This window comes from Flammeovirga sp. AWQ4_249, assembly GCF_056161045.1.
The window spans coordinates 23,112-41,975 of record NZ_JBSWYJ010000046.1 but is presented as its reverse complement, the minus strand read 5'-3'; the positions used below and the strand labels follow the sequence as shown (position 1 = coordinate 41,975).

Here is an 18,864-nt window from a genome sequence, read left to right as displayed (position 1 = left end):
AGGTCTTGATAAAATCGAGATAGAGTTAGGTCTTGTCTTCATGTCCATGAATATCATGAAATACGCTAGAAAGCTCCAAAAAGGGGTAAAAGAAGGTGTATTTTTATATATTCTTCATTTTAGACTTCAAATAAGAGCTATTTAATTCAAAATATTGATACTAATCAATAAAAATGTGGATATAAAAAAGAGGCCGATTCATAAACTAGTTATGAGACGGCCTCTTTTTATAGAGTATAAAATAAACGCTGTCTGTAATTTTTAAATTTTATATATTGAAAATTATGGCAAAGCAATCCAAACAAGAGAGTGCTGAGTTTCAGCAAATGCGTGACTTGGCCCTCAAACAACTTCTATCAGGACAATCACTAACAGGTGAAGGAGGCGTTTTCGCTCCACTATTAAAGCAATTTTTAGATAGTGCTCTTGATGCGGAAATGTCTTCTCATTTAGAGCAAGAAGCACTCGATCAACCGGAGCAAAAAAATAAACGAAACGGTAAACTTAGTAAAACTGTCAAAACTATTGCAGGAGAAATAGAAGTCACAACTCCTCAAGATCGTAATTCAAGTTTTGAGCCATCCATTATCCCTAAACGCGAAACAGTTCTAGCCGATAATATGGCACCCAAAATCCTTTCTCTTTACTCGAAAGGGATGAGCTTATCAGATATATCAGAACACATCAAAGAGCTGTATGATGTATCAATTAGTAATCAGACACTTTCAGGTATTATTGACCGGATAACTCCGGAAGTCAAATTATGGCAAAACAGAGCTCTAGATAGTGTTTACCCTATCGTTTGGATGGATGCCATCCATTTCAAAGTCAAGGGAGAAGATCGTCGTACAGAATCTAGGGCAGTTTACAATATTCTTGCCTTGAATAAAGAAGGTCGTAAAGAATTAATTGGGATGTATATTTCAGAAAGTGAGGGAGCTAACTTTTGGCTTCAAGTTCTTACGGATCTCAAAAATAGAGGAGTTGAAGATATACTGATAGCATGTACAGACAACTTAAAAGGTTTTTCAGAAGCTATTTTAAGTGTTTATCCAGCAGCAGAAATTCAAAAATGTATCATTCATCAAGTTCGAGGTTCTATCAAGTATGTAGCCTCAAAAGATCAGAAAGAATTTATGAGAGATTTAAAACTTGTCTACCAAGCCATGAACAAGGAAATAGCGGAGGATGAACTACTAAAGCTAGGAGATAAATGGGGAAAAAAATATCCTATTGTAATAGAATCCTGGCAACGAAATTGGTCAGAGTTGAGTGCTTATTTTGGTTATGATCCTATGATCAGAAAGATGATTTATACCACTAATGCAGTAGAAGGTTTTCACAGACAAGTTCGTAAAGTAACCAAGAATAAGAGTGTATTTCCAAATGATATGTCTGTGCTTAAATTGATCTATTTAGCTCTTAATAATATCAGTAAAAAATGGACTATGCCTATCAATAACTGGGCAATGACTGTTCAACAATTAAGAATTAAATTTGGAGAAAGAATGCCGATTGACCTGTAATCAAAAACACTTTTTGACACAAAAATAAAGCGATAATTCATCTTTGAAAAGGGAAGATAAATTGACTCCTTCGTCGTCACCCTTCTCAAACATGAAATATCACTTTTAAAATGTATCATAAAAGTTGTTCTTCTTGAAAAAAGAAACTTAATTATGAACTAGGAAAGAAATTAAACTCTGAATTAAAATGAGACAGCGTTCAGATTACACTCCCTCTTTTAGTTTTAGGTTAATGTAACAGTAAAACTAAGATGATCTGTTAAGTCAACTTCAACATTTTGTTTTACCGTTGTAGAGAGTTCATACCCTGTGAAACTCGGTATTACGGGGAATTTGTGATATCCTCTATCAACTAAAACTGCTACTTGTAATTTTTCAATTCTAATACCTAAGAATGGTTTGATACTGTAAGCTAATGTTCGACCGGTATTCAGTACATCATCAGCTAACACAATTACTTTCCCTTCCATCTCTATTAAATCCTTATCAACTTCAATAAAAGTTTGAAGAGGTGCAGTTTTGTCTATAGTTATCTTTGTTATATCAGAAGGGATAGTAGAAATTTTGTCAAATTCTGCTTTTAAAAGTTCAGCAAAATGATAACCATTTCCTTTTATACCTGCGAATACGATTTCTTTAGCTCCGAAATTATCTTCATATACCTCAAAAGCAATTCTACGAATCTTTTGAACGATTTGCTCATGCTTTAAAATTACATTGCTAATAGTCGTCATAACTTAATTTATTAAAATTAGAATCTTTAAACGAGTTCGAAGTCAATCGATCGTTTTTCTATGTTTGTTTCTTTTACAATAACTTTGATTTCGTCTCCTAATTGGAAGGTTTCCTTATATTTTTGACCAGTTACAATCATTGCATCTTTATCAAAAATAAATTGATCATGTGGAATAGAAGAATATCGAATTAATCCTTCACATTTAGTATCTTTTAATTCCACAAACATTCCCCAATCTGTAAGCCCTGATATAGTACCTTCCATTTCTTCACCTAAGAACTCAGACATAAATTCAACTTGTTTATATTTAATAGAAGCTCTTTCAGCATCTGCAGCTACTTTTTCTCTAGCAGAAGAATGTTTACAACGATCTTCAAATTCATTTTCATCTGCAGACTTACCACGATCTAAATAATGTTGTAATAAACGATGTACCATAACATCAGGGTAACGTCTAATAGGAGAGGTGAAATGAGTATAATGAGCAAATCCTAAACCATAATGCCCTTCAGGTGTAGTGGTATAGATTGCTTTAGCCATTGTTCTAATGGCTTGTTGCTCAATTATATTTTGCTCAGGTTTACCTTCAACTTCTTCAGTTAAGCTATTTAATGAGTAGGCAATTTTCTTCTCATTTAAATCAAAATCGTAACCAAAACGTTTCGCAAAAGAAGCAAATTGTGCAAGTTTTTCAGGGTCTGGATCACCATGAACTCTATAAACCATAGTGACAGGTTTACCGTCTTGCTTTTTACGAAATATTGATTCAGCTACTCTTTTATTAGCTAAGAGCATAAACTCCTCAATCATTTTGTGGGCATCTTTACGAATTTTAGGAGTTAGACCAATAGGTTTACCTTTTTCGTCTAGATCAAATTTCAATTCCACAGATTCGAAAGAAATAGCACCGTTTTTAAAACGTGCATCCCTGAGTTTATGTGCAATATCATTTAAAGTATTGATTTCCTCTTGGAAATCACCTTCTTTAGATTCAATTCTCTCTTGTGCTTCCTCGTAAGAGAATCTACGATCTGAATGAATAACAGTACGGCCAAATGATTGTTTATGAACTTTACCTTCTTCATCCATTTCAAAAATTGCAGCGAAGGCTAATCTATCAACATTTGGATTTAAAGAACATAATCCATTAGATAACTTTTCAGGTAACATCGGCACAGTTCTATCTACTAAATATACTGACGTTGCTCTTTTATAAGCTTCTTCTTCAAGTAGAGATCCTGGAGTTACATAATGAGATACATCTGCAATGTGAACTCCAATTTCGTAATGCCCATTTTTCATTTTTCTAATGGAAAGAGCATCATCAAAATCTTTTGCTGTTACAGGATCAATAGTAAAGGTTGTTCTATCTCTAAAATCCTTTCTATTTTTTATCTCTTCTTCAGGAATTTCATCTGGAATATCATTGGCTTCAGCATCAACTTCCTTAGGAAATTCAAATGGTAAACCAAATTCAAACATGATTGAGTGAATTTCAGTTTCATTATCTCCTGCTTTACCTAATACCTTTGTGATTTTTCCTGTAGGTGATTTATCGTTGGGTTTCCATTGAGTAATTTTTGCAATTACTTTATCTCCGTTTTGAGCATTACCAATTTTTTCAATTGGAATAAATAAATCATAGAACATTTTGCGATCAGAAGCGACTACAAATGCAAATCGTTCTGAAATCTGTAAAGTACCTACAAATTCATCTTTTTCCCTTTTTAGTATTTTAGTAATTTTAGCTTCATCACGTTTTCTTTCTCGATTATAGAAAGTTGTGAATTCAACCTTATCACCATTTAATGCTCTATTCATGTTTGGAAGAAGAACTCTTATGTCTTCAATTTCCTCACCATCAGTGGTGTCAACAATTAAGAATGCAAATTTTGGGTTTACAAAATCAACAGTCGCTGTGCGAGTATTTTGCTGTTCCTCTTGTAATAGTATAGATTGATATTTTTTTCCCTTGAGAATTATCTTACCTTCATCAGCTAAAGCAATCATAATATACTTAAGCTTGTCTTTATCAGTTTGACTTTTGATACGAACATCTTTGACGATCTGACGTAGGCTAAATCCTCTTTCTGGACTAGAGTTTAATAAGTCAATAATACTTTGAATAGTATAAGAATTAATGCTACTTCTTTTTTGCACTCTCTTCTTTGACTTTTTATTCTCTTTTATATTCTTTTTTTTGGTTTTTGCCATGTTTTTGATTTACATCTATTAAAAGATGGGTTAAGATTGTTTATATTATAAAAACTTAGACGTACCCTTAACCTTTATGTCTGCTAAATTACGATAAAATCCTAGTTATAGGACGATCAAAATGAAACTATGTTGAGAAGTTTATACTTAACCCTTCAATTTTTAATTTTATTTACTTCTATTCGAGCTCAGGAGTCAATAAAACTGTGGGAAAATGAAACTGCTTTAGATTGTGCCTCTTCAATTATGGACGCATTATATAAGTGTGATTTTCAAAAAGCTGATGATCTTTTGATGAAATATGATACTATGATGGGCGATCACCCTTCAACATATTTGTTATCAGCAATGAATACTTATTGGAAAAACAGCCCATTTGATTATGATGATGCTGATGCTACAGATTTATTATTTAAAGACTTAGATAAATGTATTGATCTTTCAGATCAGTTATATGAGGAAAATGAAAATGATTATGAATCAATTTACTTTTTATTATTAGCTAGAAGTGTTAAAGCTAGAGCTTATAATTATAAAGGTTCAACATGGAAAGCTGTTTCAGAAGCTAAACAAGTATACAGCTTGACTAGAGCTGGGATGAAGAACTTGGATAGTTTTAAAGAATTTAATTTCTCATCTGGTATTTATAACTATTTCAGAGAATTTTATCCAGAAGCTCACCCAATATATAAACCCTTCTTAAGCTTCTTTCCTTCAGGGAATATGGAATTAGGAATTCAACAGCTTGAAAATGCTAGAATGAAAAGTATTTTTACATCTGCTGAAGCTCAAAGATATTTGATGTGGATTTATACTAGAAATGGAGATACATCAGCAGTTAATCTTGCTTATGATTTTTTAGATAATTATTCTAAAAATGATCTTTTTATATATGAATCACTATTAACAATAAATTTTTATGGTGATTTTGAAAATGAGAAAGTTTTAGATTATATCGGATACCTTGAGAATTCAGAAAATAATGTTTTCGTTATTGGTTCAATAATGATGAAAGGTATATATTTCTTTGAAAATGGTGAATATGACAAATCTGATGTTTATTTGAAGAAAGCTGAAGAAAGGTTAGACGAAATAAAGACTAGAAGTTCTTATGTTGAATCTCCATTATATGCATATCTATATGCATTAAGTTCAATTAGAAATGATGATGAAGGGATGAAATATTATGAAAAGAAAGCAGCTGAATCAGACTATGGCGAAAAAATTATTGATCATCTAAATACAAAGCTGCTTTCTCGATTGTAAAATTATTCAAATAGATCTTTCGACGTAAATTTGAAAGGTAATAAATCTGAAATAGATTTTAATTCATATGTACTATCATCACCTTTCATTAATATTCTAATAGGACTATCCTGTTTAAATTCATATTCTAACATTGCTTGCCTACACGAACCACAAGGAGAAATAGGAATAAATGTTTTATTATCTCCTTTTCTAGCTGCAATTGCGATTGTTTTTATTGTTTGATTAGGAAATTGTGAACCTGCCCAATACATCGCAGTCCTTTCGGCGCACATACCGGATGGATAAGCTGCATTTTCTTGATTATTTCCAGTAATAATTTCACCATTGTCTAAAATTAAGGCAGCACCTACATTAAAATTAGAGTAGGGAGCATAAGAATTAAATGTTGCTTTTTCTGCTAGTTCCAATAGTTTTTGGTCATCTTCAGAAAGCTCATTAATGTTATCATATGTGATTACTTCAATATTAATATTTATTTTTTTCGACATACCATTTTTGATTTTTGAGAAACTTAATTTACACAAAAAAGCCTTCAGAAATTACTTTCTAAAGGCTTTGTTATCAAAAAAGTACTGTTAATAATTATTTTCCTGCACTTTTTCTTTGAACATCCTTGATGTCTTTTCTTACATTATCATCATAAGCGACAATCCATGCATCTTTGACACCCATTGCTCTCATATATTTTTTGAACTGATCAGCCTCTCCGTAATCTCGGAAATAAGCAATAGTATATTTCTTTAAACCATCTTGGTCTTCCATCCAGAAATTACCTTTATCCTGGAACTTGGATAAATCTCTATTTTTAAAAGCGCCTACTTGTACTTTATATACTACTCCTTTTGTATAATCATCTCCAGACATGGAAACATTATTATCCATCTTTTTCTTAAGTTTTTCTATCTGAGACTTAAGATCTGCAATAGTATTATCTTTTTCTTGGAGCTGAGAATCAAAAGATTCCTTTTCTTGCTCAAGCTTTGAGATTTCAGCTTTTAAACCAGAAGCCTGACCTCTAAGAGTATTTAATTCCTGAGTCATATCTCTGAATTTTAATGGATCAGTTTCTTTAAGCTTCTTTTTCCATTCTTTTATCTCCTTTTTCTCATTTTTAGAATCAGAAGATTTTTTGCTTTTCTTTTTCTTTTTTTGGGCATAAATATCATTATCGACAGCGATAACGCTAAATGCAATAAAGAGTAGTATAAATATCCTTTTCATGGTAATATTAATTTTCGATACTATTGTGTTATTTATAACTTTAAAAAGAGGCTTTTTATTTTGTACTTAAATAAAAAAAATGAAGAATTGAGTTAAAAAGTTATCTTCAATGATTTATCTATTAAAAACATCAATGTTTATGCCACTATATTAATGAAAATCTGTTGAACAATAAAAATCTTTCTCAAAGATGCTTTAAATTCGCAAGAATAATTTCCTTATATTATTTTGAGGAAATATTTTTATGATATAATACCATTTGAAATGAACGCAGTTATACAGCGAGTATCTTTTGCAAATGTTGAAGTAGAAGGAAAAGTAATAGGAGAGATTAAACAAGGTTTAATGATTCTACTTGGAGTCGGTCATGATGATGAAAAAGAAGATATCGCTTGGCTTTCAAAAAAAATCATTGGAATGAGGATTTTTTCAGATGATGAAGGGAAAATGAATCATTCAGTAAAAGATGTAAATGGAGATATCCTTTTAATATCACAATTTACATTACAGGCTAGTACAAAAAAAGGTAATCGACCTTCATATATTAATGCTGCTCACCCTGATAAAGCTATTCCAATGTACGAATCCATGATTGAATCATTAGAAGGCTTATTAGGGGAAAAGATTCAAACAGGTGAATTTGGAGCTGACATGAAAGTTTCTCTTTTAAATGACGGCCCTGTAACAATTATCATTGATTCAAAAGATAAAAAATGAAACAATATTTTAGAATACTCTTTTCATTAGTATTTTTCATTTCTATATATACTAAAGTAAAGGCCGTAGATTTTCCTATTAAAGATAAATGGTTGATTTACGAAAATAAGGTCAATGGATTTGTTCCATATATACCAGAAGAACACCCGTTTGTTCAGAATTTCTATCTTTTATTAGATGTTCAAAGTTTAAATGGGCTCGGATTGGAATTTATTATTTCAAAAGATGCGGCTATTTTTATAAATAATCAACTTCAAGAAATATCTAAAGATAAGCATGGAGTAGTTTATTTTTCTAATAGTCAATTACGTGATTTTCAGAAAACAACAGGTGAATTACTTTTTGTTGTCAATACTGTCGATGGTAAATCACCAGAAAGTTTTTTTGTTGATAAAAAAATACCAATAAGTGTTTTACAAAAAAAGAAAGCTTTAACGCAAAATAAGGATCATGAAGTTAGAAGGTTTCATTCTGATTTCAGGTCAATGGTTCTATTATGGTCATTGATAGTTTTTGTACTTGTAGGTTTTTTTGCCAAAATAGGACGATTAAAAACAGGGGCAAATTCTTTATTGAAATCATTTGAAGGAGTTACTTTGGGTAGAGTAGATGCGACAAAATTGAATTCTCTTCAATTGATAATGTTTATACTTTGTTTTGCCTTAGTAGGTAGTTTGGCAATGATGTTATTTGGAAGTGGTGAAATATGGTTGTCTCATGTCACTTCTCCAGAAATGAATAAAACAGTTTCCGAGTTTATTATCAATATTGTCTACATAATCATAGCAATTTTAGCTTTTGTGGCTTTTAGATTAGTAATTATTTATTTTTTAGGAAATATTTTTTCGAATACCAATATTCCATCTATTCATGGAGCTGAATTTTACAAACTTACATGGGTATATGTTCTGTTTTATATGATTTTATGCGTATTTTGGACGTTAAATCCTTTTTACATTTCATGGGAATTTATGCGCTTATTTTTAGGTGTTGGCTTTCTAATAAAGAGTTTTTTAGTGTATATAGCTGTATCTAAACAAGTAAACTTTAGAAATAATTATTTATTTTCGTATTTTTGCGCGACTGAATTCCTTCCTTCGTTGTTAGCGGTGAAGGTTTTTATTAGTTGATTTCTTATAACTCAAAGTAAATCTACTGTAATACGATTTACTGTAAAACATAGATAAAACAACATGGCAAACGACATAGCAGGAAAAGTGGTGAAGAAAGCTGTGAAGTCAATATTGGTGTCTCAACCGGAACCCGCCAATCAAAATTCTCCTTACCATAAATTAGGAGAGAAGTATGGAATTAAAATTGATTTCCGTCCTTTTATTGAAGTAAAGGGTGTCACAGCTAAAGAATTTAGAGCTCAAAAGATTAATATCTTAGAGCATACTGCTGTTATTTTTACATCTAGAAATGCTATTGATCATTTCTTTAGATTGTGTAAAGAATTAAAGGTAGAAGTACCTGCAGATATGAAATATTTCTGTATTTCTGAACAAACAGCAAATTATCTTCAAAAATATATTGTAGTCCGTAAGCGTAAGTTATTTACAGGATACAAGACTGCTAGAGATATGTTTGATCTGTTTAAGAAGTTCAAAAATGAAAACTTTTTATTCCCATGTTCAGATATTCGTAAAGAAGATATTCCAAACTACATGGAAAGTAATGGTATTTCTATGAATGAGGCTATTATCTATAGAACTGTAGCTGCTGATCTTTCTGATCTTAGTGATATCTATTATGATATGATAGCATTCTTTAGTCCTTCAGGAATTAAGTCTTTGTTTACTAACTTCCCTGATTTTGAACAAAAAGAAACTAGAATTGCTGCATTTGGACCAACTACTGCTTCAGCAGTTAGGGATGCTGGACTTCATTTGGATGTAGAGGCTCCATTACCTAATGCACCTTCAATGACTGGTGCAATTGAACTTTATATTAAAGAAGCAAATGAATAATTTTTTTATTTGCAATAGAAAATATAAACATCACATATTCAAATGTGGTGTTTTTTTTATGCTCTAATATTATGGGAATACTATATTTTTTTGTTAATTGTATAAGGAGCATTGATTAAGTTTTATGTTGTAGTTTTTCATAATTCAACAAAAACTTAAGAGAGGGGAGAACGCTACGAAATATTTGAATTTTTGATTAAATACTAGCTTAAAGCATATTTATTCTATCAATATAAATTTAACTCTATCATCAATTTAAGGTACTAATACCTAACCTGACTTATAAATTATGCAAAGGACAAAAACTTACATCATGATATTGATTTTCATGATGCTATTACACCTAAGCAGTTTTGCTCAACAAGATCCTCAGTTTACACAATACATGTTTTCAAAGCCATTTTTTAATCCAGCAGCTGTTGGAATGACTTCTACTGAAATGGAAGCAACATTAATGCATCGGACACAATGGCTTGGATATGAAGGCACTTTTGATGATTACGGGACCTTAAATACGCAATTTTTTTCAATTACATCCCCTATACAATCAAAAAAAATAGGTGTTGGTTTCCACGTAATAAATGATGATGTTGGTTTAATGAGTAATCTTGAAGCTCAAATATCGATTTCTTATTTAGTACCCTTAAAATCTGGTTCCCTTTCATTTGGATTGAGAGGAGGAATTTATGATAGGAGTGTAAATACTGACCGTTTACGCTTTGTAAATGAAAACGATCCTCTTTATAATAATGGACAACCCTTAAATTCTATTGTACCTGATATATCAGCTGGAGTTTATTTCCAAAATGAAAAATTATACGCAAGTGCAGCAATAAAACATTTATTACCATCAGAATTTAAAGGTGGAGAAGCTTCTCCATTTAGTGCCTTATCTATGGCTTTTAATGGTATGTTTGGAATGTCATTTGACGTTACTAATAATTTTATTTTACAACCATCTGTACTTGTTAAATCTGATTTTAATACTGTTAGTTTTGATATAACATTATTAGCTAATTTACAAGAATGGGTATATGTTGGAGCCGGTATGAGAGAAATTGAAGCTGTAAGTGCATTAGCGGGAGTTTATTTATTGAAAAGTAGAAAATTACATATTGGTTATGCTTTTGATTACACAGTTAAAGATCAATCTGCAAAAGCACCTACTTCGCATGAAATACTTTTATCTTTTGCATTTGGTGCTTTTGGATCTAAAAATCCTTCAGTAATTAGAACTCCAAGGTATCGTCATGACTAATTAAACGGTTACATTTTTTAAGTTCATTTAATTTTTTTTTCTCAATTTTAATTTTTGGATTCATTTTTGTTTTGTTCAAGTTTGATAATGTTAAGTTATACTTTATTAACGTTCATTATCTAGTCAAAAGAAAGTATCAATCCAATAGGAGAATTTTTTATCATATGAAAAGCTTGTCAAAGAAAAGGCTAATAGGAGCGTTAAGCATTTTGGCTGTCTTAACACAAAGTTGTGGAGGGGGCGGCCCTTTTGGAGGCGGTAGTGCTTCCGATGAAGGACAATTGATTGGTTCTCAAGATCGACCTGAATGGGATGCACAAGTAATTCCACTTGGTATGACTAATGTGCCTGGAGGTACCTTCCATATGGGACAGGCAGATGAAGATATTACTTACTCTATGATCAACATGAACAAACAAGTTACAATTAGTGGCTTTTTCATGGATGAGACAGAGATTACTAATAATGAGTACCGTCAGTTCATAGAAGGAATGGAAGCAGAGTCTGATACAAGTGCAGATTGGACTTATGAACAAATTCAAGAAGAACTTCGTCCAGATACAACAGTTTGGGAAAAGGACTTCACATATCATATGGGTGAACCAATGCAAGATTATTATTATAGTCATCCAGCATTTGATAATTATCCAGTAGTTGGAGTTACAAGAAGAGCAGCAGTTGAATTCTGTGCTTGGAGAACTCGTCACTACAACGGTTATAGAATCGAACAAGGAAAAGCAGAAATGCCAGCGTTTAGATTGCCAACAGAAGCTGAATGGGAATATGCAGCTAGAGGTGGTCTTGATATGGCTAAATATCCTTGGGGTGGCCCTTATATAAGAAATGGTAAAGGTTGTGCATTAGCAAACTTTAAACCAGGTAGAGGTAACTATTATGATGATGGTTATTCTTACACTGCTCCAGTAGGTGCATATTTTCCAAATGGATTTGGACTTTATGATATGTCTGGAAACGTTGCTGAGTGGTGTGATGATGCGTACAATCCTTCTGGTTATCCAATCGTTTGGGATTTAAACCCAACTTATACTGATCCAAATGAGCCTAAAAAGATCGTAAGAGGAGGTTCTTGGAAAGATATCCCTTATTACGTTCAAACAGGTACAAGATCATACGAATTTGAAACACAAGCAAGATCATATATTGGTTTCAGATGTGTAATGATTAATTTAGGTAGATCATCAGGATTTGATTACTAGAAAATTAGCGTGTACCACTAAGCAAGGAGCACTTTTTATCCAAAACAATCAATTTAGACAATTTTAAAGAAAAAATGAGCCATTTACACGAAACAGGAAGAGCAAAATTCTACAGAGTATATGTTCCTATTTTAACTAACCTTGGAGCATCAGTAGTAATTATTGGAGCCATGTTTAAGATTCTTCACCTTGAAGGAGGTGGACCTATCCTAGCTGCAGGTCTAGTTACTGAAGCACTATTATTCTTTATCGCTGCTTTTGAACCGCCACAACCATTTGTAAAACATTATGATTGGGCATTAGCTTATCCAGAGTTATTATCTGATGAAGAAGTTAAAGCTCCTAAGAAGAAAGCTGTTAAAGCTGACCCAACAAAAGATGTAGCTGCTTTAGGTGCTATGGACAAAATGTTGGCTGATGCCAAACTTACTCCAGAAGTATTCAAGAACTTTGGTTCTGGAATGGAGAATTTAAATAAATCAGTTGGACAAATGAAGTCAGTAGCAGGTGTTGCTAGTGCTTCTGATGAGTACTCTCGTTCATTACAAGTTGCTACTAAATCTATGGGTGATTTAAATAAATCATTTGCAACTACGGTTTCAGCAATGAAAACTATGGAAGGTACTGCGGCTGACTCTAAAGCTCACCAGCAACAAGTTCAAGCTATTACAAAGAACTTAGGTGCTTTAAATGCTGTTTATGAAATGGAATTAAAAGATGCTAACAATCATCTAAAAACTATTAATAAGTTCCATGGTAATTTAGCTACTGCTGTACAAAGTATGGATGAGGCAAGTAAAGAAGCTTCTAAATTCAAGACGCAAATGACTGCATTAACTACGAATTTAACTTCGTTGAATAATGTATATGGTAAGATGCTTACCGCAATGAAAGGCTAATTAGTCAATTTATTTATATAGAACTTGAAAATTTTAAAGACTAATGGCAGGAGGTAAACAAACACCACGACAACGGATGATTGGTCTAATGTACTTAGTACTAATGGCCATGTTAGCGTTGAACGTTAGTAATACTGTATTAGATAAATTTATCTTTATTGAGCAATCTTTAGAGAACTCTAACCATATTACTACGAAAGAGAATGACCGTCAACTTCATGCAATTGAAGGTGCGGCAGCAAAGAAAGTTAATGATATCACTAAGTCAGTTTTAGAAGATGCTAAAGCACTTCGTAAAGAAACTGCTGAAATGATTGCTTATATCGATAATCTTAAAAAAGATATCGAAAAGAAGACAGGTGGTATTGATCCAAAAACAGGTGAACTAGTAGGTAAAAGTGATACACAGAAACCTGCTGAGCTATTAATTGGACGAGAAAGTAAAAAGGATGGTAAAGCTTACGAATTAGAGAAAAAGTTAAATGCACTTGCTAAGCATTTCGATGATGTAGCAATGAAGCATGATACTTCTAAAACTTGGCAACCTATCGGTAAATTAGCTAAGCCTGCAAAGGATATGGAGCAATACAAAAACGATAAGGATAACAAGAATAAAGACTTTGCTTACATTCAATTTGAAGAAACTCCAACTGCAGCTTGTATGGCTATTTTATCAGAAATGTCATCTGAAGTTTTGCAAAACGAGACTAAAGTATTAAAAGTACTTAATGATCGTGTTGGTGGTAGAGTTGTATTTGATAAAGTAGTGGCGGTAGTTAAGCCTACTTCAAAATTTGTGGCTGCGGGATTAAATTATGAAGCAACAATGTTTATTGCTGCATCTTCTTCGGCTGCTAAACCAAGAATGAAATACAATGGAAGTGATATCAATGTAGTAGATGGTGTTGGTGAAGTTAAATTTGCTGCTAAACCTGCTAAATATGATAAAAATGGTCGTTCTACTCAATCTTGGAAAGGTGAAATTACTTATACTACTCCTTTTGGTGATACTACATTGTTAGTTGAAGAAGAGTATGTAGTTGTGAAACCTTCGATCCAAATTAACTCTGCAACAGTAAATGCTTTATATAGAAATGTTGCTAACAAGTTAGTGATTGATGTTCCAGCATTAGGAGAAGCTTATAATCCTTCATTCTCAGCTACAAATGCTAAAGTATTGAGTTCAGGAAAAGTAGCTACTATTATTCCTGGTGTTAAAGCAAAATCAGTTGATTTAACAGTAAGAAGTGGTGGTAATAAAATTGGAACTAGAAACTTCAAAACAAGAGGAGTTCCTAAACCAACTATTGAATTTCCTGGTATCGATATGAAAAAAGGTATTCCTTATAAGACTAGAACTTTAAAAGTTCGTCCAAAGCCAGATGAGGAATTCAAAGCAGCCCTTCCAGATGAAGCTAACTATCGTGTAGTAGAGTGGGAAGTAACTGTAGCATTTGGTACTAAACCATTAGCTGGACCAGTAAAAATTAAAGGTGGTAAACAAGATTTCGATATCGGAAGCTTGTTGAAAAAAGCACCAAAAGGTACGCCAGGTGTACGTGTTGTAGTAGATGTGAAAACAGTAGTTCGTAAGAACTCTCAGGGACAAACTGAAAGAGTTTCTGGAGTAGGAGGAATTACTACAATCTCAGTAAACTAAAGTTAAAAGATTATGAAAAGTCTAAGAGGATTGCTTTTACTAGCATTTGTAAGTTTTGCTAGTATGGCTTACGCACAGGAGATTGATGAGAGTGAGTGGAATAAACACTCTGTTAGACCTGTTCGTAATGCAGACATCATGTTCAAGAAAACAGTTTGGTATAGAGTAAACCTTTCTGATAAAATAAATCAGCCATTCTTTGCAAAAAATCGTTGGTTACCAAAATTAATGATTGATGCAGTAAAGAGTAGTTTACTTAGACCATACGAAAATGACTCTTTAAAGAAGCGTCTTACTATTGATGAATTCAAAGAGCGTATCAAACGTCCAGACGAAGGTGGCGGTGACTCAGGAGGTGACGACTGGGGCGGCGGCGGCGACGATTGGGGCGGCGGCGGCTGGGGTGACTCAGGCGACTCTGGTTGGGGTGACACTGGCGGTGGCGGTGGTGGAGCTGTAGCTGAAGCGAATGATGAGCTCTATCCTGAAGATATTTATTTAATGGATATTAAAGTAGATATCTTATTTGATCGTAGAAGAGGTAAGTGGGTTCATGATATTCAAGTGATCACATTAATTCTTCCTGCTGAAAATAATGGAGGTACAATCGAGAAAATGGTAGCGTCGTTTAGTTATAAAGAAGTTGTTGAAAATTTGTTTAAGGAAAACAGAGATGCACTATGGTACAATGATAGAAACTTAGCTGAAAGTAAAAATTTATCTGATGCTTTTGATTTATTATTATACCAAGGTAAAATAACTAAGTACTCTAATACACAAGATAAAGATATTGCTTTATTATATAGCGATGCTAAAGGTGATATTGCTTTAATGAAAGGATTAGAATACAAGTATGATTTAGTAGAATATGAATCAGATCTTTGGTCTAACTAATATTTATTTCTATTTCATATTAAAAAGAGAGAATCAATTACGGTTCTCTCTTTTTTATTGAGATAATTGGGATGTAATTCTTATATCTCTTATTAAAAAAAGCAAAAAGGGTATTCCTGAATAAATCAGGAATACCCTTTATATATGTAATATCCTCTATTGAGGAGTTAATTACTTACCAGTTGAAACTCTGTGGAATGATTTGATAACCATACCTGATTTCACTGAACCTACGTAAGATTTTACAGATTGACCTGGCTCTTTTACGTAGTCTTGGTTCTCAAGAGTGTTCTCTTTTAAGAATTTCTTCACATATCCTTCTGCAATACGCTCTAAGATATGCTCAGGTTTACCTTCTTGACGAGCACGCTCAACACCAATTTCTCTTTCTTTAGCAACAACAGTTGCATCTACGTCTGCTTCAGATAAAGCTAATGGACGCATAGCAGCAACTTGCATACCTACGTTTCTACCAGCTTCTAATACGTCAGCATCAGCAGCCTCAGAAAGCTCAACTAATACCGCGATAGCATTACCGTGCTTATAAGCAGCAACAGCAGCACCTTCAACGTTAGCGTATCCGCTGATTTCCATCTTCTCACCCATTTTTGCAGTTAAAGCAGTAATTGCTTCAGTAGCAGGAGCTCCGTCGATATCTAACGCAAGTACTTCCTCAGCAGTTTTAGCGTCAGCAGCAACAGCAGCGTCAAGTAATTTTTGTCCTAAAGCTTTGAATTCGTCGTTAACTGATACAGGTTCAGTTTCACAAGCGAATGCTAAAGCTACAGATTTAGAATTGTCAGCGTTTTCGTAAACGAAAACTTGACCTTCTGTAGTTTCTCTGTCAGCTCTTTTTGCAGCTAATTTTTGACCTTTTTTACGAAGGATTTCAACTGCTTTTTCGATGTCGCCTTCAGCCTCAGTAAGGGCTTTTTTACAGTCCATCATACCCGCACCAGTGATAGTACGTAGCTCTTTAACGTCTTTTGCTGTGATAGCCATCTCTATAAAAGATTTAAAAGAATGGTTGAAAATTGGTAGAATTACTCTACCCTTAATTTATTTACGAACGAACCCGCAAGGTACTAAGTACGATGCGGGTTCGGTTTTAAACCCTAATAAGCTTGAATTATTTCTTATTAGCTGCTAAACCTGCTTTTACTTTAGCTTTTAACTCAGCCATCTCAGTACGGATAGCCTCTAAAGCCGCAGTATCACGCTCAGCTTTCTTCGCTTTGAAGATGTCGCCTTGCTTCACTTTTAAATCGTGAAGTTTAGCTTCAAGCTCTTTGATATCTTTAATATCCATTGTAATCAAATTTTAAAGGTAATACGGTGAATTACTCAGCAGAAGCTTCATCAGCTGCTTTTTTCTCTGCTTCAGCAGCAGCACTAGCAGCTTCGTCACGCTCCTTCTTACGCTCGCCAATTCCTTCTTCGATTGCAGAACCTACAGCACCCATGATAGCACTTACAGATTTGAATGCATCGTCATTTGCAGGGATTACAAAATCAACTCCTTCAGGGTTTGAGTTTGTATCAACCATTGCAAAAACTGGGATACCTAATTTTTGAGCTTCTTTTACAGCGATTGACTCACGCTTAACGTCAACGATGAATAATGCAGCAGGAAGACGAGTTTGATCAGCGATACCGCCTAATACTCTCTCTAACTTCTCACGCTCACGTTGCATCATAAGACGCTCACGCTTAGCTAATGAATTGTACTCATCACTCTTCATTAACTTGTCAATTGATGTCATTTTTTTCAATGACTTACGTACAGTTTGGAAGTTAGTTAACATACCACCTAACCAACGCTCAGTAACGTAAGGCATTTTTAAACGTGCAGCCTCTTGTGCAACGATGTCTTTTGCTTGCTTTTTAGTAGCAACAAACATCACTTTACGACCAGACTTCACAATATTTTTTAAAGCATTTTGTGCTTGCTCTAAAGATGTCTTTGTTTTGTTCAGGTCAATGATGTGGATACCATTGCGCTCCATGAAAATGTAAGGAGCCATCTTTGGGTTCCACTTTCTGGTCAAGTGACCAAAGTGAACACCTGCGTCAAGCAGTTCTTTGTATTCTAAATTTTTCATTGTTTCTAACAAGTAGAGTTTTTTGCAAAACGTAATTTAAAGCAGTATGGCAGATAGTCTGAAAAAGACCATCCTTGCCAAAATAACTGCATAATCCAGATTAACGCTTCGAGAATTGGAATCTTCTTCTCGCTTTTCTGCGACCTGGCTTCTTTCTTTCGACCATACGAGGGTCACGAGTTAAGAAACCTTCTGGTTTTAATGTCAATCTGTGTTCTGCGTCAATTTCGCATAGCGCTTTAGAGATAGCTAAACGTACAGCTTCCGCTTGTCCGTTAATACCGCCACCTTGTACGTTTACGTTGATATCGTACTTGCCAGACTCATTAGTCAATTCTAATGGTTGTTGCACTTTGATTTGCAAAACCTCAGATGGGAAATAATCCGCAAACTCACGTTTGTTGACAGTAATTTTTCCTTCACCTTGAGACAGGTAAATTCTTGCTACAGAAGTTTTTCTTCTGCCTGAAGTGTTAATTACTTCCATCACTAAATTTTATTAAAGTTCAATTTTCTTTGGTTGTTGTGCTTCATGCTTATGCTCGCCACCTGCATATACATACAAGTTACGGTATAAATCACGGCCCAAACGTCCTTTCGGCAACATGCCTTTTACTGCGTTCTCAACTAATCTTGTTGGGAACTTTGCTTTCATCTCTGTAGCAGTTCTTGATTTAAGACCACCTGGGTAACCAGAGTAACGAAGGTAAACCTTTTCGTCCCACTTTTTACCTGAAAGCTTCACTTTTTCTGCGTTGATAACAACTACGTTATCACCACAGTCAACGTTAGGTGTAAAGCTAGGCTTCTTCTTGCCACGTAAGTACATAGCAATTTCTGTAGCTAAACGACCCAATGTTTTACCTTCAGCATCGATCAAGATCCACTCTTTTTGAGCAGTTGTCTTGTTTACTGAAACAGTTTTGTAACTGAGTGTATCCACTGTGATTCTTCGTTTAATAAAAATTAAAACTTGAAGCATTTACATCACTGAATAACAGCTACTTGCAAATACTTCGACCTGAACACGCAATACGGGTTAACGTATGCGACGGGCAAAGGTAGAACATTATTTTGTGATTACCAATACTTTAGCATCATTATAAGTCTAAACAATTCCAAATTAGGTTATAAAAATAAAACACTCATTACTGATAATGAGTGTTTTAAATGTAAATATT

19 protein-coding genes are annotated in these 18,864 nt (G+C 33.6%); 10 read left to right on the top strand and 9 right to left on the bottom strand.

Annotation, left to right across the window (positions count from 1 at the left end; all coding sequences use genetic code 11):
* Positions 1 to 284 precede the first annotated feature (284 nt).
* Positions 285 to 1,526 carry an IS256 family transposase gene (locus tag ACXAHM_RS22190; RefSeq protein WP_474965076.1) on the top strand — a complete coding sequence of 414 codons (1,242 nt, stop codon included), beginning with the start codon at positions 285 to 287 and terminating at the stop codon, positions 1,524 to 1,526.
* Between the two features lie 224 nt (positions 1,527 to 1,750).
* Here the strand turns inward: ACXAHM_RS22190 and ACXAHM_RS22185 are convergent, their stop codons facing one another.
* On the bottom strand, positions 1,751 to 2,260 hold the full coding sequence (locus tag ACXAHM_RS22185) for a phosphoribosyltransferase family protein (RefSeq protein ID WP_474965074.1): 510 nt from the start codon (positions 2,258 to 2,260) through the stop codon (positions 1,751 to 1,753).
* A 26-nt stretch (positions 2,261 to 2,286) separates the two neighbouring features.
* Positions 2,287 to 4,476 carry a ribonuclease R gene (gene rnr / locus ACXAHM_RS22180; RefSeq protein WP_474965070.1) on the bottom strand — a complete coding sequence of 730 codons (2,190 nt, stop codon included), beginning with the start codon at positions 4,474 to 4,476 and terminating at the stop codon, positions 2,287 to 2,289.
* Between the two features lie 129 nt (positions 4,477 to 4,605).
* Between rnr and ACXAHM_RS22175 the strand changes: the two genes are divergently transcribed.
* Positions 4,606 to 5,742: a hypothetical protein gene (locus ACXAHM_RS22175; protein ID WP_474965066.1), complete on the top strand. Its 1,137-nt coding sequence runs from the start codon at positions 4,606 to 4,608 to the stop codon at positions 5,740 to 5,742.
* 2 nt (positions 5,743 to 5,744) lie between these two features.
* On the opposite strand, the gene cdd is transcribed toward ACXAHM_RS22175, so the two are convergent.
* Together cdd and ACXAHM_RS22165 are read right to left on the bottom strand one after the other, a co-directional pair.
* Positions 5,745 to 6,233 (bottom strand): cytidine deaminase, encoded by a 489-nt coding sequence (gene cdd, locus ACXAHM_RS22170; protein WP_474965061.1) that lies wholly within the window; start codon positions 6,231 to 6,233, stop codon positions 5,745 to 5,747.
* Between the two features lie 94 nt (positions 6,234 to 6,327).
* Positions 6,328 to 6,966 carry an SPOR domain-containing protein gene (locus ACXAHM_RS22165; protein WP_474965057.1) on the bottom strand — a complete coding sequence of 213 codons (639 nt, stop codon included), beginning with the start codon at positions 6,964 to 6,966 and terminating at the stop codon, positions 6,328 to 6,330.
* Positions 6,967 to 7,230: 264 nt separating this feature from the next.
* Here ACXAHM_RS22165 and dtd point away from each other — a divergent pair, with 264 nt between their 5' ends.
* From dtd to ACXAHM_RS22125, 8 genes are all read left to right on the top strand, one after another.
* Positions 7,231 to 7,683, top strand: coding sequence for a D-aminoacyl-tRNA deacylase (gene dtd, locus ACXAHM_RS22160; RefSeq protein ID WP_474965055.1), 453 nt, complete (start codon positions 7,231 to 7,233; stop codon positions 7,681 to 7,683).
* Complete coding sequence (locus ACXAHM_RS22155; protein WP_474965053.1) at positions 7,680 to 8,813, top strand: DUF4271 domain-containing protein; 1,134 nt, start codon at positions 7,680 to 7,682, stop codon at positions 8,811 to 8,813. Before dtd ends, ACXAHM_RS22155 begins: the two co-directional genes overlap by 4 nt.
* Positions 8,814 to 8,876: 63 nt before the next feature.
* A complete protein-coding gene (locus ACXAHM_RS22150; RefSeq protein ID WP_474965051.1) occupies positions 8,877 to 9,653 on the top strand; it encodes a uroporphyrinogen-III synthase in 777 nt (258 codons plus the stop codon).
* Between the two features lie 289 nt (positions 9,654 to 9,942).
* Positions 9,943 to 10,911, top strand: a complete 969-nt coding sequence (locus ACXAHM_RS22145; protein WP_474965049.1) for a PorP/SprF family type IX secretion system membrane protein — start codon at positions 9,943 to 9,945, stop codon at positions 10,909 to 10,911.
* Positions 10,912 to 11,075: 164 nt separating this feature from the next.
* A complete protein-coding gene (gene porK / locus ACXAHM_RS22140; RefSeq protein WP_474965047.1) occupies positions 11,076 to 12,128 on the top strand; it encodes a T9SS ring complex lipoprotein PorK/GldK in 1,053 nt (350 codons plus the stop codon).
* A 74-nt stretch (positions 12,129 to 12,202) separates the two neighbouring features.
* Positions 12,203 to 13,027, top strand: a complete 825-nt coding sequence (gene porL, locus ACXAHM_RS22135) for a type IX secretion system motor protein PorL/GldL (RefSeq protein ID WP_474965045.1) — start codon at positions 12,203 to 12,205, stop codon at positions 13,025 to 13,027.
* Positions 13,028 to 13,070: 43 nt separating this feature from the next.
* Positions 13,071 to 14,687, top strand: coding sequence for a type IX secretion system motor protein PorM/GldM (gene porM, locus ACXAHM_RS22130; RefSeq protein ID WP_474965042.1), 1,617 nt, complete (start codon positions 13,071 to 13,073; stop codon positions 14,685 to 14,687).
* Between the two features lie 12 nt (positions 14,688 to 14,699).
* Complete coding sequence (locus ACXAHM_RS22125; protein WP_474965038.1) at positions 14,700 to 15,581, top strand: gliding motility protein GldN; 882 nt, start codon at positions 14,700 to 14,702, stop codon at positions 15,579 to 15,581.
* A gap of 171 nt (positions 15,582 to 15,752) precedes the next feature.
* On the opposite strand, the gene tsf is transcribed toward ACXAHM_RS22125, so the two are convergent.
* From tsf to rplM, 5 genes are all read right to left on the bottom strand, one after another.
* Entirely contained in the window at positions 15,753 to 16,583 is an 831-nt protein-coding gene (gene tsf / locus ACXAHM_RS22120) for a translation elongation factor Ts (RefSeq protein WP_474965035.1), read from the bottom strand.
* 127 nt (positions 16,584 to 16,710) lie between these two features.
* The gene (locus ACXAHM_RS22115) at positions 16,711 to 16,890 is read right to left on the bottom strand and encodes a hypothetical protein (protein ID WP_474965032.1); all 180 of its coding nucleotides are present in this window, start codon (positions 16,888 to 16,890) and stop codon (positions 16,711 to 16,713) included.
* Positions 16,891 to 16,921: 31 nt separating this feature from the next.
* On the bottom strand, positions 16,922 to 17,683 hold the full coding sequence (gene rpsB / locus ACXAHM_RS22110; RefSeq protein ID WP_062619111.1) for a 30S ribosomal protein S2: 762 nt from the start codon (positions 17,681 to 17,683) through the stop codon (positions 16,922 to 16,924).
* A gap of 100 nt (positions 17,684 to 17,783) precedes the next feature.
* Positions 17,784 to 18,170, bottom strand: a complete 387-nt coding sequence (gene rpsI / locus ACXAHM_RS22105; RefSeq protein ID WP_044211815.1) for a 30S ribosomal protein S9 — start codon at positions 18,168 to 18,170, stop codon at positions 17,784 to 17,786.
* Between the two features lie 12 nt (positions 18,171 to 18,182).
* Positions 18,183 to 18,626, bottom strand: a complete 444-nt coding sequence (gene rplM, locus ACXAHM_RS22100; RefSeq protein WP_062619110.1) for a 50S ribosomal protein L13 — start codon at positions 18,624 to 18,626, stop codon at positions 18,183 to 18,185.
* Positions 18,627 to 18,864 lie beyond the last annotated feature (238 nt).